General features: G+C 63.8%; 11 protein-coding genes. 4 read left to right on the top strand and 7 right to left on the bottom strand.

Annotated elements, in window-relative coordinates:
• Position 1: 1 nt before the first annotated feature.
• A complete protein-coding gene (locus tag VJ109_RS15880) occupies positions 2–1669 on the bottom strand; it encodes an ABC transporter substrate-binding protein (protein ID WP_324760699.1) in 1668 nt (555 codons plus the stop codon).
• 126 nt (positions 1670–1795) lie between these two features.
• Here VJ109_RS15880 and VJ109_RS15875 point away from each other — a divergent pair, with 126 nt between their 5' ends.
• The 4 genes from VJ109_RS15875 to VJ109_RS15860 all read left to right on the top strand — a co-directional run bounded on the left by VJ109_RS15875 (position 1796) and on the right by VJ109_RS15860 (position 6854).
• Positions 1796–3043 carry a Zn-dependent hydrolase gene (locus tag VJ109_RS15875; RefSeq protein ID WP_324760698.1) on the top strand — a complete coding sequence of 416 codons (1248 nt, stop codon included), beginning with the start codon at positions 1796–1798 and terminating at the stop codon, positions 3041–3043.
• Positions 3044–3317: 274 nt separating this feature from the next.
• The gene (locus tag VJ109_RS15870) at positions 3318–4133 is read left to right on the top strand and encodes an IclR family transcriptional regulator (RefSeq protein ID WP_324760697.1); all 816 of its coding nucleotides are present in this window, start codon (positions 3318–3320) and stop codon (positions 4131–4133) included.
• Between the two features lie 878 nt (positions 4134–5011).
• Positions 5012–6220 carry a molybdopterin molybdotransferase MoeA gene (locus VJ109_RS15865; protein ID WP_324760696.1) on the top strand — a complete coding sequence of 403 codons (1209 nt, stop codon included), beginning with the start codon at positions 5012–5014 and terminating at the stop codon, positions 6218–6220.
• 1 nt (position 6221) lies between these two features.
• A complete protein-coding gene (locus tag VJ109_RS15860; RefSeq protein ID WP_324760694.1) occupies positions 6222–6854 on the top strand; it encodes a nucleotidyltransferase family protein in 633 nt (210 codons plus the stop codon).
• A gap of 3 nt (positions 6855–6857) precedes the next feature.
• Here the strand turns inward: VJ109_RS15860 and VJ109_RS15855 are convergent, their stop codons facing one another.
• The 6 genes from VJ109_RS15855 to VJ109_RS15830 form a co-directional block, all read right to left on the bottom strand.
• Positions 6858–9311, bottom strand: a complete 2454-nt coding sequence (locus VJ109_RS15855) for a xanthine dehydrogenase family protein molybdopterin-binding subunit (protein ID WP_324760693.1) — start codon at positions 9309–9311, stop codon at positions 6858–6860.
• Entirely contained in the window at positions 9311–9823 is a 513-nt protein-coding gene (locus tag VJ109_RS15850) for a (2Fe-2S)-binding protein (protein WP_276223388.1), read from the bottom strand. Before VJ109_RS15850 ends, VJ109_RS15855 begins: the two co-directional genes overlap by 1 nt.
• Before the next feature lie 77 nt (positions 9824–9900).
• Positions 9901–10788 carry an FAD binding domain-containing protein gene (locus VJ109_RS15845; RefSeq protein ID WP_324760690.1) on the bottom strand — a complete coding sequence of 296 codons (888 nt, stop codon included), beginning with the start codon at positions 10786–10788 and terminating at the stop codon, positions 9901–9903.
• Between the two features lie 129 nt (positions 10789–10917).
• Positions 10918–12060 (bottom strand): XdhC family protein, encoded by a 1143-nt coding sequence (locus VJ109_RS15840; RefSeq protein WP_324760689.1) that lies wholly within the window; start codon positions 12058–12060, stop codon positions 10918–10920.
• A 57-nt stretch (positions 12061–12117) separates the two neighbouring features.
• Positions 12118–13317 (bottom strand): CaiB/BaiF CoA transferase family protein, encoded by a 1200-nt coding sequence (locus tag VJ109_RS15835; protein WP_324760687.1) that lies wholly within the window; start codon positions 13315–13317, stop codon positions 12118–12120.
• A gap of 106 nt (positions 13318–13423) precedes the next feature.
• Positions 13424–14566 (bottom strand): MFS transporter, encoded by a 1143-nt coding sequence (locus tag VJ109_RS15830; RefSeq protein WP_324760685.1) that lies wholly within the window; start codon positions 14564–14566, stop codon positions 13424–13426.

Genomic DNA, 14566 nt, shown 5'->3' with positions numbered 1-14566 from the left:
ATCAGCGGTCGAGCCAGTTGTCGGCGAACTGGAGCGTCGAGCCGTCCGGCGCGCCGATGTCGCCCTTGTACTGGTCGGCGGCCCCGTAGAGGCTGGGCTGCCACCACAGGAAGAGGTGGCCGGCCCGCTCCTCGTGGAGGATCTCGGTCGCCTGGTGGTAGAGGTCGGCGCGTTCGTCGTCGTCGTAGATCGTCCGGGCCTCCTCGACCAGCGAGTTGTACTCGTCGTTGGTCCAGTTGGTGAAGAAGAACGCCCCGTCGGGGTGGAGGAACTTGTAGAACGACACGTCGGGGTACCACAGCGCGAGGTAGGAACTGGTCGTCGCCTGGAAGTTCCGGTCGTTGTAGACGTCCGAGAGCCAGGTGTTCCACGTGATCCGCTGGATGTCGAGGTCGATCCCGGCTTCGGAGGCGTTGTTCGCGATGACCTCCGCCGCCTGCACCTGTGCCGGATACGACTGCGGGATCTTGAAGGTCGCCGAGAAACCGTCCGAGAGGCCAGCCGCGTCGAGGTGCTCCTGGACGCGGTCGAGGTCCCGTTCTCGGGGGCCGATGTCAGGGTGTACCCACGGGCTGCCGGGTGCGGCCGGCGACGCGGTCGTCTGTCCCGTGCCGTACAGCGCGGCCTCCGCGACCATCTCCTTGTCGATCGCGTAGTCCAGTGCGAGGCGGGCGTCCTTGTTGTCGAACGGTTCTTGGTCGCAGTTCATCCCGAGGTAGACCAGCGACTTGGGGAACTGCTGTTCCAGGCGGACGCCCGAGGCGTTCTCGACCCGTGAGACATCCTTCGGTGCGACGCCGTTGATGAAGTCGAACTCGTCGGAGAGGAACGACTGCAGGCGGACGCTCGCGTCGGGGACCTCCTGTTTGACGATCCGGTCCATGAACGGGCCGTCCTCCTCGGAGGCGCCCCAGTAGTCCTCGTTGCGGACCATCGTGAACGAGGTCTCGATCTCCCGGCTCTCGAACTTGTAGGGGCCGGTCCCGATCGGTTCCTCGACCATGTCCTGTTCGGCTTTCTCGGCGGGCATCACCGACAGTTCCGCCGTCGCCATCTTCGCCAGGAAGGGGGCGAACGGCTGCGTGAGTTGGATCTCGAAGGTGTAGTCGTCGGGGGCACGGAGTTCCTCGACGAAGTCGAAAAAGCCCGTCGCGAGGTAGTCACCGTTCTGGACGCGCTCGTAGCTGGCCAGAACGTCCGCGGAGGTCATCTCCTTCCCGTTGTGGAAGGTCACACCCTCGCGAAGCTCGAACGTCAGGAGCGTGTTGTCCTCGGACTGCTCGAAGGAGGTCGCGAGGTGGGGCTCGATGGAGTAGTCGTCCTGCAGCGCAACGACCTCCTCGTAGATGTTTTCGAGGACTCGTTTCGACGCCGCCGAGGTATCGATGTGGGGGTCGAGTCCCTGAACCGGGACTGCGCCGCCCCACTGGAGCGTTCCGCCCTGTTTCGGGGCGCCGCTCGTTTCGGTCGCGGTATCGCCACCGTCCCCGGAGCCGCCGTCACCGCCCGAGCTGGAGCCGTCCCCGGAGCCGCCACCGGAACAGCCGGCGAGGGCAGCGGTCCCCGTCGATGCCGCCGCACCGAGGAACGTCCGTCGGCCGATCCGACCGCGAAGCGACCGTGAGCTGTTGCTGGAAGTCGACTCTTCTCCCTTGCTATTCTTTCGCATGTACTCTACCAATGCGAACAACCATTAATAAACATTCTGGTGGTGGCAGTACCGATACGAACCGATATGTCGGTTTTTCCGCGAAATGTTAATATATGGGAAGCGACGAAGCCCAACGCAAGCGCCATGGAAATCAATCAGCAACGGCTCCGCAGTGATATCGAGTCGAACGCGGAGTTCGGTGCCGTCCCCACCGAGGAGGGCCGCGGACGGACGGTTCTCACGGGGAGCGAGGCGGACCGACGAGCGCGGGAGTTCCTCTGTGAGCGGCTCCGTGACGCCGGCCTCACGATATCGATCGACGAGGTCGGGAACATCGTCGGTCGGTGGACCTCCGAGAGCGCCGACCCGGACGCCGCTCCTGTCGCGACCGGGAGCCACCTGGATTCCGTTCCGGAAGGCGGTATCTTCGACGGCCCGCTCGGCGTCTACGCCGGCCTGGAGAGCGTCCGCACGATGCAGGATGCCGGGATCGAACCCGCCCGCCCGATCGAGGTCGTCTGCTTCACCGAGGAGGAGGGCCAACGCTTCGACGGCGGGCTCATCGGGTCGGCCGTCGCGGCTGGGGACATGAGCCTCGATGAAGCGCTGGCTATCGAGGACGCGGACGGCGTCCCGCTCGGGGATGCGCTGGCGGATATCGGCTACCGCGGCGAGGGACGGGTCGACGCCGGCGCGTGGGACGCGTGGATCGAACTCCACATCGAACAGTCCGAACGGCTCGTGACCGAGAACGCGGCTGCGGGTGTCGTCACGAGTATCGTCGGGCTCTCGCGGTGCCAGATCGAGATCACCGGCGAGGCCGACCACGCAGGCTCGACGCTCATGGGTGACCGCGCCGACGCACTGACAGCCGCCAGCGAGTTCGTTCTCGCCGTCGAAACGGTGACGACCGAGCGCTGTGATGCCTCCGAGACAGCCGTCGCGACCGTCGGAAAACTCGATGTCTCTCCGAACGCACCGAACGTCATTCCCGGAACTGTCTCGCTGACCCTCGACGTCCGTGACGTCGAGTACGACTCCATCGATCACATCATCGCCGAAGCGAGGGAGCGTCTCGGTGCGATCGAGGACGAGCGACCCGTCCGTACGTCGATCGAACGGCCCTGGGACCGCAGCCCGATCGAGATGAGCGCCCGCTGTCGCGACGCGCTCCACGCTGCCGGCGAGAACGCGGACCTGGCGACACTCGATATGCACTCCGGCGCCGGACACGATACGATGCACGTCGCCAGCGTGACCGACGCGGCACTCCTCTTTGCTCCCTCCCGTGACGGGATTTCACACAACCCACTGGAATGGACCGATTGGGACGACTGTGCGGACGCGACGCGGGTTCTGGCGGGTGCGCTCGCCGAACTAGCCGAGGCGTAGCTGTTCTGGAACTGCCGACTGTCCAGTAGTGGCTCTCTGTTTCGCGTTCTGACCCGACCCGGCGAACCCGCTCCTGTTCCTATTTCCAGAGTATGAGAACGCATTCCGGGATGCTGTTCTCAGCCCTGTTGTTCCCTGATATCGGGAGAAGATAATTGAGGGCGCTGTGAGAGTTCGATCTGATTGCCGTTTCTCTCGCTCCCTCGGCGAAACTGTCGACAAATAGCGTTTGCGAAATACAAACAACTATATCGATACAGATCCGAACACGGGTATGACGAACGACCGGACAAACGGTTCGCCGCGGACCCTCAAGACAGTGTCCCGTGCGTTCGACATCGTCCGAGCGCTCGAGGAGTTAGACGGCGCCGGCGTCACCGAACTAACCGAACATCTCGACCTCTCGAAGAGCGTCGTGTACAACTACCTCAGTACGCTCCGCGAGGAGAAGTTCGTGGTCAAGGAGGGCGACACCTACGAACTCTCCCTGCAGTTCCTGCTCGTCGGCGAGTACGTTCGATATCAGAACGTCCTCTATCAGATCGGCAAGCCCGAACTGGAGGAACTCGCGGAGAAGACCGGCGAGTTCGCTCACCTGGCGACCGAGGAGCACGGACTCGGGGTCAACCTCTACAAGGTCAGCGGTGAGAAGGCGGTCGGAAGCGAGTATCAGGTGAACAAGCTCCAGCGTGCGGATTATCTGCACTTCTCGGCGACCGGAAAGGCGATACTCGCACACCTGCCCCGCGAGCGGGTCGAGTGGATCATCGACCAATACGGGCTCCCGGAGAAGACGGAGTCGACGATCACCGACCGCGAGGCGCTGTTCGAGGATCTGGAAACGATACGTGAACGAGGGTACTCGCTCAACGAGGAAGAGGAGATCACGGGGCTCCAAGCTATCGGCGCACCCGTGTGCAACCGCCACGGCAGAGTTCTCGGATCGATAAGCGTCTCAGGGCCGGTTAGACGGATGAAACAGTCCGGGTATCACGAGCAACTCATCGAGGACGTGGTGAACACCGCGAACGTCATCGAAGTGAACATCAACATGGAGGAGACAGACGACGAGTTCCCGACGTTCAGTTGAGGACCGAAGACGGACGCACGAACGCTTGGAGTAACGATCGTACATATGTTATTTCAGACCGGTGCACTGTAGAGCAGCACGAGTCCCCATCGAAACCATCCATTGCTTTCGGGACTGCTGAAGACAGATCGCGGTATCGACAATATAGCATAAATCGGACCCGATTCACTACGGGTGAGCCTCAAGATCCCTCGTTTTCGACGATTCCGACAACGTCGGGTCCCGATAGTTCGCCGCAGACGACATCGAGGTTGACCTATTGGGAAGAAATACCAGGAGAAACCGGGCTTACGACGAGATATTCTATCGAGACACCCACTTCCGTCCAGTGTTTGGAAATATATCGCTAAATTCCGGCAATCCATTCTATTATCCGCTAAGATAAGTTCGAGAACGTCGAGAGTAGAGTTGTATTCGTATTTTTGTTTTCTATCCCGTATATTGATGCATGTTCGTGGGTGAACTATCATGATATATCTGTTTCTTGGACTAGAATCGTGGCCCGTGGTATCAGCTGATTTGGTTTTGATGATCACGGGTCGGTGAATCCGTGGTGATCCCCTCCGTCGTGTTACCGTTCGGCGGTTCAGACGTCTCCCACGGCGGCATTCACCGCTTAGTAACAACTGCAGCGATTTACATGCCGATCGAACTGCTGTCGTACGGTCGGGTGTCCGTCGCTTTTTACTGGCCACGATAGGGATACCGGACGCCAACGCGAATTCCCCGCATCGGTTCATAGGCGCCGAACAGTCCACGTGATCGCATCGCTGCGGTGTTCGGGATCGGGGACGGGGATTCGGAGATCGAATACAGTAATTGTGACTAGCGTGTCAGCGCGGACTTTTTATCCGTAGCTGTACAAGATCCATCATCGAATGGGAGACGAAACCCGGGAGTTGATCCATCGAACCGACGCCGTCGATCGTGTGCTGACTGTCCGTAACCGCACGTTCGAGACCCGTCCGACCGAGACGGTAGCACTCGACGGGATCGGCGGTCGGGTCCTCGCGACAGCACTCACGGCGACGACGGACATCCCACCGTTCGACTACGCGACCATGGACGGATACGCGTTCGATGCGACCGACGCCTACCCGCTGGATATCGTTGAGGCGGGCGTGTATCCCGAAGACGAACCTCCGGGACTCGACGACGGATCGGCGATCGAAATCGCCACGGGCGCGCCCCTGCCAGCGGAGGCAAACGCCGTGCTCAAATACGAGGCAGCGACCGTCGACAGGGGCCGGCTTCGAGGACCGACGCTCGAACCGGGCACCGCTACGTACAGGCACGGGAGCAACGTCGAGGCCGGTACGCGAGTGTTCGAGCGCGGCGAACGGCTCGGGCCGAAAGACGCCGTCTTCCTTCGGGACCTCGGTCACGAGACGGTCGAGGTGTTCGAGCCACTGTCCGTGGGTGTCCTCGCAACCGGTTCCGAAATCCACGAGGGAACGCAATCGGATCTCGACTCCCCGATGTTACAGGGACTCGTTCGATCCTGGGGCCACGAGGCGACGTTTGAGGGGACTGTCCCAGACGATTTCGAGCGGGTGAAAGCGGCGATACGCCGGCTGGCGGAGGAACACGACGTTGTCCTAACGACCGGTGGGACGAGCGTCGGACCGAAAGACTACGTCGTGCGAGCGCTCGACGACCTCGGGACGGTCACGTTCCACCGCGTCCGTCTCAGACCCGGCAAACCACTCGCACTCGCCTCACTCCCCGACGCCGTTGCCTTCGCGATCCCCGGGAAACCGATCGGTGCTCATACTGTCGCGTCACTCGTCGTGCGGCCGTTCTTCACCGGGAGACAGGACCTGCCGACAGTACGGCGCCCCATCGCTCGGGAGATCGAACTCGGCCCCGACGGGTTCGAGTACGCGATCCCGGTGGTCCTGTCGGACGGTGAGGCGATGCCGCTCGGTCACGTAGACTCCCCGCTGCAGGTGTACGAGCGGGAGTTCGACCCGAGCGTGCTGTCTTCGAGCACGCGTGCGACACGCGCAGACGGGTTCGTCCTGACCGACATCGCACTGGCAGCCGGACAAGATGTCGGCGTGGTTCCCTACGCCGCCATCCAGTGAGATGACGGGGACACCCACAGGAGCGCCCGACCAGGAGACTCACCCGACCGTTCACGGTGTCGTCCTCGCGGCAGGGACGAGCAGCCGCTACGGTGACTCGAACAAACTCCTCGAAGCGGTCGACGGCGAACCGCTCGTCGGACACGCTGTCAGGACGCTCTCTGCATCCTCCGTCGATGGCGTGACCGTCGTCGTCGGCTACGAGGCAGCGCGCGTTCGCGAGGCCATCGCGGATCTCGGGGCCGATATCCGGGTGAACCAGGCGTTCGAGGCGGGCCAAAGCACGTCGGTGGCCGCAGGGGTAGAAGCCACGCGGGAACGCGGCGCCGATGCAGTCGTCTTCGCGCTCGGAGATATGCCCGACGTTGCCGTCCAGTCGATCGACGCGCTGCTTCGGGCCTATCGCTGTGGTGACGGTGACGCGCTCGCGGCCGCGTACGACGGGACACGTGGTAATCCGGTCCTCTTCGATCGCCGGTTTTTCGACGCGCTGTCGAACATCGACGGGGATGTCGGTGGTCGGGAGATCCTCCTGAACGATCCGGACGCAGCGATGATCGAAACCGGTGATCCGGGTGTCCTGCGGGACATCGATCGCCCAGCGGACCTAGACGGTCGGCATACGGACCGGTAAGGGCTACTCCTCGCGGAGCTTCTTCCGGATTCGGTCGGGTGTCACGGGGATGCGATCGGCGGTGATGTCGAACGGCTCCAGTGCGCGGTTGATCGCCGTGGCGATACTCGCGGGGCCGTCGATCATTCCACCTTCACCCGTCCCTTTCGCGCCGGTCGTCGTGAACGGCGACGGCGTCTCCGTGTGTTCGAGGTGCATCTCGGGGATATTCTTGGTCGACGGCAACAGGTAGTCGAAGAGCGTGACGGCCTGTGGTTGCCCGGACTGGTCGTAGGAAAACTCTTCGAGCAACGCCGCGCCGATCCCCTGGGCCAACCCGCCGTGGGCCTGGCCCTCCACGATCGTCGGGTTGAGCTGTGTGCCACAGTCCCGCAGCGAGTAGAACTTGAGCACTTCTATCTCGCCGGTTTCGATGTCGACTTCGACGATCGGCGCGTTGGCGGCGAACGCTGCCGTCGGGTAGACTGGGTACTTCTGCGTGAGCGCTTCCCCGAACTCCTCGACGTCCAACACCGGGAACTCGTAGTCGTACTCGGCGTAGGTCAGCCGGTCGCCGTCGGTCTCGTCGTCGATCTCGACGAGGTCGGCTCGGCTGAGTCGTTCGGTTCCGTCCTCACGTTCGACGCCGCCGTCACGGTATACGACCGTCTCCCGGTCCACATCCCAGTGGCGGGCCGCGAGTCGTTCGAGGTTGTCGACGACCGTCTCGCCGAGCCCCTCCGTGGCACCGGAGAGCATGACGGCCATCCGGGACGCGGCACTGCCGTACTCCGTCGGTGCCTCGACGCTGTCGAGGTAGTCGACCTCAATGTCGCTTGGCAGTATCTCGAGCTGGTCGGCCAGGAGCTGTTTGACGATAGTTTGGTGGCCCTGACCCGACGAGTCGGTCGCCAGGTAGGTGCGGACGGTCCCGTCGGCCTCGATCTCACAGCGGAGGTGTTCGGGCAGTTCGTCGACGTCGTCCATCTCGCGGTCGGCGAGTGCGTCCCGGTCGGACCGTTGGCGGTCCGTCCAGTCGGCCCCGCTGACTCCGGGTTCGATGTGGACGGTGTAGCTGACGCCGCGGTACTTCCCGTCCTCCCGTTGCTGTTCGACGGTCTCCGGGTCGAGGAGCCCGCCCTCGGTCCGTTCCTCGTCTTCGACGAGTTCCTTGATCCGTGCGAGCGCCCCAGGGAAGTCACCCGAGTCGTAGATGTTCTTCGAGGGGAGCTTGTACGGCATTTGCTCGGGCTGGATGAGGTTCTGCTGGCGGAACTCGTAGGGCTCCATCCCGAGGTCGTCGGCGGCGTCGTCGACGACGGACTCCAGCGCGTAGAGGTGCGGGTCGACGCCGAACCCGCGGTAGGCAGTCTGGGCGGTCTTGTTCGTGAGGACGAGTTCGTAGTTGTACCGGACGGGGTCGATGTTGTAGGCGTTGGTGACGACCGAGAGCGGCTTGAGGGCTTGATTGACCGGGTAGTGGGGGTACGCTCCGAAGTCGTCGACGAAGTTCACGTCGAGACCCTGGATGGTCCCGTCGTCGTCGTATGCCAGCCGCATCATGTACTCCCGGTCGGAGCAGTGCATATCCCCGCCCTGGAGGTTCTCGATGCGGTCCTCGACGTATTTGACCGGGCGACCGTCGAGTTGCTGGCTGGCCATCGCTGCGAGCGTACAGTAGCGGTGGATCGCGATCTTCGTCCCGTAGCTGCCCCCGACGTCCGGCGGGACGTTGAGCCTGACGTCGTCGGGGTCGTACCCGAGCGGTTCGTAGATGGTGTCGTCGACCAGCGTGTGAAGCTGGATGTTACAGTCGATGTCGAAACTGTCGGCCTCCTCGTCGTACTCGGCGACGACGCCGGCGGTCTCCAGTGGGACCCCCGAGATACGACCCCACGAGTACTGGTTCTCGAGGACGTTGTCCGCCTCCTCGAAGGCTTCGTCCACATCGCCGAAGGTCAGCCGCTCCTTATCAGGAACGTTCGTTCCCAGCTCTTCGTGGACGAGTGTCTCGTCCTGTCTGGCTGTGACGGGGTCCGTGATCGCCTCCTTGGTGTCGTATTCCACGTCGATTCGGTCGATGAGGTCCTCGACCACGTAGCGGTCGTCGGCTACGACCAGTGCGACCGGCTCGCCGACGAACCGGACCGTATCGCGGGCAAGCGCCCACTCGGACATGCTGTCGAGGCCACACGGCATCGGGTTGTACTCCGCGGCGATGTCCTCGCCAGTCAGGACGAGGTCACAGTCAGGGTGGTCTTCGGCGGCGCTGGTATCGATGTCGACGATATCGGCGTGGGCGTGTGTCGTCCGGAGCAGGCCCATGCTCAGGCAGGCCTCCGGAGTGATGTCGTGGATGTACTCCGCGCGACCGGTCAGGATACGGTGGTCCTCGACCCGGTTGAGTCCCGTACCGACGAACGTCTCCTCGTCCGGTTCGTCCTGAATCTCGTCCGGGGCGGCTTCGGACCGCGACATCAGTCTTCGTCCTCCATCTTGTCGGCCGCAGTTTTGACGGCGTCGTAGATGTTCTGGTAGCCAGTACACCGACAGATATTCGAGGAGAGATGTGACTCCATCTTCTCCTGTGAGGGGTCGGGGTCCTCTTCGAGGAGGTCACGGGTCGACATCACGAACCCGCTCGTACAGAACCCACATTGGAGGGCGTGTTCCTCGTGGAACGCTTCCTGGATCGGGTGGAGGGAGCCGTCTTCGCCGAGCCCTTCGACGGTCACGATCTCGCCCCCGTCGGTCTGTACCGCGTACATCATGCAGCTTTTGACCAGATCGCCGTCGAAGCTGACCGTACACGCGCCACAGACCCCGTGTTCACAGCCGACACGGACACCGTTTAGATCGACGTAGTTCCGGAGGAAATCGGAGAGCTTCAGGCGCGGCTCGATCTCCGCAGTCACCTCTTCCCCGTTGACCGTCAGAGAGACTTCCTGTGTCGGGCGGTCGGGAGTCGCCGCTGCGTCATCCGTACTCATGATTGTTAGACACCTTCAAACAAAGGATGTCAGCGTCTTAAACCTGTTCCAATATGCCGCACTTGCCCGACGCGTCGTCAGGCGATCGCTCGGTCGTAGGCCGTCCGGAGCGCACGCTTGGTGTACTCGCGGGCCAGTTCCCGCTTGTACGTCTCGTCCGCGTGCATCTCGGCCGCCGGACTGACCTGCTCGTAGGCGATCTCGCCGGCGTTTTCCACCGTCGCGTCGACGAGTGGTTCGCCCTCGACCGCTGCCTCGACGGCTTCGATCCGCAGCGGAACGTCCGCGGCGTTTGCCAGCCCGATGCGGGCCTCCTCGATGGCTGGCTCGGCAGCGTCGGGGTCGTCGACGCGCACCGCGCCTGCGACGCTGAGCGTCGGCCACGTCTGTGCCGCCCGTTTCTGCCCGAGGAAGGTCATCCCGGTTCGGGCGGCCGGGAACGGGTCGGTGGGGAACCGGGCAGCGGTGATGAGTTCGTCCTCCTCGATGTCGGTCATCATGTAGGCGATGAAGTAGTCGTCCGCGTCGACCGTGCGCCGGCCGTCCGTCGACGCCAGTTCCAGTTCACCACCCATCGCGACGAGGACACAGGGGTAGTTGCCGGCGGGATCGGCCTCGCCGATACTCCCGCCGATGGTACCGCGGTTCCGGACCGTCGGCCCGGCGATCTGTCCCGCCGACTCGGACAACACCGCGTACTCTTCGGTCAACACGTCCGAGTGCTCGATATCGCAGTGGCGGGTGAGCGCCCCCACGTCCACGGCGTCACCGGTCGCATCGATGTGAGAGAGTTCGTCGACAGCGTTGATGTCGATAATGTGGTCAGGGTTGGCGAGGCGATTGGCCATCACGATACTCAGCGACTGGTTTCCCGCCATCAGTTCCGCCTCGGAGAGGTCGGACAGCAACGTCACCGCCTCATCGACGGTTTCAGGGCGGTGGTACTCGAACGCTGAGGGTTTCATTCTGTGCCACGCACCTCCGGGTGGCCGTGACAGTCGATCAGGTCGCGTGCAGTCGCTCGTGGTGCGCTATCTGGCCACATATTGTTGATGAATATACTCCGTCCAGTGCGATAATAAGTGTTGTTGTCGCTATTCCGGTATCCTCGGGTGAATCGGGCCGTCGCGGTCCCGAAGTCGTTCCCCCTCGCAGCCGTTACTGACGGCCAGTGCCTCTGCGACGATACTGAGCGCGATCTCTAGCGGTTCGCCCCCGCCGAGATCGAGACCGACGGGTGTCGAGAGGCGGTCAAGCGCCGATTTCGGGAGTTTGACGCCGTCCTCGGCCATCGACTTCCGAAGCTCCTTGAACCGCTCGCGAGGACCCATGAGACCGACGTAGGGTACCTCGGTCTCCGTGAGGAGTGTCTCGACGGCGAGGCGGTCGTCGACGAGGTTGTGCGACATGACCACCGCGTACGTGTGCTGGTCGGTCGCGACGCTGTCGGCTATGGTGGTCGGGTGTCCAGTCGTCACCGTGTCCGCGTGCGGGAACGTCGACTCGTCGACGCCCCCACGGGGGGAGTGGACGGTGACGCGGAAGCCGACATCGGCAGCGAGACGCGCCAGCGGCGGCAGATCGTTCTGGCTTCCGAAGAGGAGCAGGTCCGAGACCGGCTGGAGGCTGTCGACCAGCACCGTCGCCGAACCGATATCGACCGTCCGGGTGCTTCCCGTCCCGTGTATTCGGTCGATTGTCTCACCGATGGCATCGAGGAGTGTCGTCGGGACCGGTTCACGGTCGGGGACAGCCTCGCGTGTCCCGTCGGCTCCGACGACGGTTCGACTCCCGATCGGGGTGTCGCCCGACCCGTCGACGACCGTGAGAACGGTTGCCGGGTCGCCGTTGTCCAGCATCGCCAGCGGCCGGTCCACGCTCGCGTCCAGCGGTTCGACGAAGAGATCGATGACGCCGTTACAGCCCAGCCCCAACCCCCAGCTGTCGTCGTCGGACTCCAGCAGGTCGAACACCTCGATCCGTGGCTGGCCGCTGGCGAGTATCTCCTGGGCGAGATCAACGACCGGTTCTTCCAGACAGCCCGCGGTGACCGCACCGGCGGCGTCCCCGTCAGCCGGGACGAGCATCTTCGCACCGGGTCGGCGATACGCGGACCCGTCGACGGCCGCGACGGTAACGACCGCCGCGTCCGCGTCGTTCTGGCGGAGCGAACGCATCTGTTCCCGGAGATCCGTTTCGGTAACGCTCCAGGGATCCTCGGACGTAGCCTGTGTCATACTGTCACGTTAGTCCTCCGATCAGTTAAGTTGCCGATCTGTCCGGGGCCGGTAAGCTTATTCGTCACCGAAGACGCCGTCGTCCCGAAGTCGCTCTAACTGTTCCTTGTCGTAGCCCAGCTCCCGGAATACTTCGTCGGTATGCTCGCCCAGTTCCGGCGGGGCGGCGTCGAATCCGGAGACGGCGCTGCCGAAATTCAGCGGGTGTTCGATGACGGGGATCTCCCGGTCGCCGTCGTCGATGTGGCTGACCATCTCCCGGGCTTCGACCTGTTCGCTCGACAGCGCTTCGTCGACGGTCTGGACCGGGCCGGCCGGGATCCCGGCCTCGACGAGGATCTCCATCCACTCGTCGGTCGTGCGGGCGGTGAGCGTCTCGGCGATCTCGGCTTCGAGCGCGTTCATCTGCTCGACGCGGTCGGCGTTGGTCGCGAACCGGTCGTCCTCGGCGAGGTCGGGCCGGTCGATCGCCTCACAGAAGCCCCGCCAGAGTTTCTGGTTGAGACAGGCGACGTTCAGATAGCCGTCGGCGGTCTCGAACGTCTGGTAGGGAGCCAGCACCGGGTCTTTCGTCCCCATCCGTGTCGGCTCCTCGCCGGCGAAGACCTTGCCGGCCTGTTTGGTCAGCCACGGCAACGTCGCGTCGAGCATCCCGAGTTCGACGTACTCCCCCTCGCCGGTCCGCTCGCGGCGGTACAGCGCGTTCATGATACCGAACGCCGCCCACATGCCCGTGATGAGATCGGTCTGTGGCAGCCCGACTTTCACCGGGTCGCCGTCCTCCTCACCGGTCACGGACATGATCCCGCTCATCCCCTGGACGAGCAGATCGTAGCCGGGGCGTTCGCTCCAGGGGCCAGTGTTGCCAAACGCCGAGATGTCACAGTAGACGAGTTCCTCGTTGTGCTCGGAGAGGTCGTCGTAGCCGATACCGAGCCGTTCGGCGGTACCCGGCCGGAAGTTCTGGAGGACGACATCGGCGCTCTCGACGAGATCGTAGCAGGCCGCCAGTCCTTCCGCTTTCTTGAGGTCGAGTTCGACGCTTCGTTTGTCGTAGTTGACAGTCCAGTAGTACGGCGACGCGCCGTCGATAAACGGCGGGCCGGAGTGACGGATGTCGTCACCGACGTTCGGGCGTTCGATCTTGATGACATCCGCACCCTGGTTCGCGAGCATCAGCGAACAGAAGCCGCCGGTGACGAACGTCGAGAGATCCACAACCGTGATGTCTTCGAGGATCGGGCTTTCCGCTGCCATACGTACGTACACACTCACCGGTTTCAAATATGTACCGCCTGCGGTCGGGGTTGGAACCGGCAACCCATTCGATCACAGGACTGCACAGCAGTCAGTTTTCCGAGGCTCATCCTTCGCTCTTGCCCATGGTCTGTCGCCAGACGCCGACGACGACGACAGTCGACAGTGACAGCACCACGAACCCGACCGTATAGCCCGCCGTCACTTCCAGGAGTTGCCCGACGAGCCACGGATACGCCAGGGCGACGACGTTGCCGATAGCGGTCATCCCGACCAGCAGGACGCCGGCGTCGGCGTCGATGTCGGTGAATGCGAGACTGAACAGCGGGCCGAACGGCAGTCCGAACCCGGCTCCGGTAAGGACGAGCGCGACGGCCAGCAGGAGCGGTGCCCCCAGCCACAGGGCGGCGGCAACCAGCCCCAGCGTCCCCGCGAGAAAGACCAGTCCGCCCTCGACGGCGCGTGTCGCCGTCGTCACCGTCGTGAGCCACCCGCTGTACGTTCGGCCGAGGAACGTCGCCGTCGCAAAGCCCACCAGAACGAGCGTCGTCGGCAACGCCGGAACGCCGGAGAGTACGTCCGTGTACCACGTCGTGGCCACGATGAGGAGGCCGTATGACGCCGCGTTGGCCAGTCCGAGTCCGATCCCGGAAGGGCTCCAGAACGCGTCGACGTAGTCACGAAACCGCCGCGGTTCACCGGAGGCGATGGGCTGAAGCGATGGCGCGAACAGCGCCGAGGCTGCGACCGGGACCGCTGCGGCGAGGGCCGGTACCACCGGCCCGACAGCCGCGACAGCCCGCGGTGTGACCGCGATACCGACCGCGAGACCGAGCGTGAACGTCGCGCCGAGGAGTCCCTGTGTTCGGGCGACATCACCGTCGTCGGCACGCACCCCGGCGTAGTTCATCGACGCTAGAAACGTCGCCCCCATCCCGAACCCGAGCAGCAGACGCCCGGCGTGAGCAAGCGGTAGGGAGAGGCTTCCACCGAGGGCCGTCCCGACTGTGCCGGCCCCCAGGCCGACGGTGGCGGCGAGACGAGCCGAACGGCGTCGGGCGAGGAGGTCAGTCGGCCAGACGATCACGAACTGCCCGAACAGGAACAGCGTCGATCCGAAGCCGGCGACGCTGGGAGCGAAGTCCCGCGCGACGAGTTCCGCGACGTAGGTTCCGAACCCGCCGACGGCCAGTCCCATCCCGAACAGCCCACAGCCGAGGACAGCCAGCGCTCGCCGCGGGAGTGCCAT

The organism is Haloarcula montana, from assembly GCF_035666295.1.
Lineage (GTDB): Archaea > Halobacteriota > Halobacteria > Halobacteriales > Haloarculaceae > Haloarcula > Haloarcula montana.
This window is presented reverse-complemented; position numbering and strand designations above follow the sequence as displayed.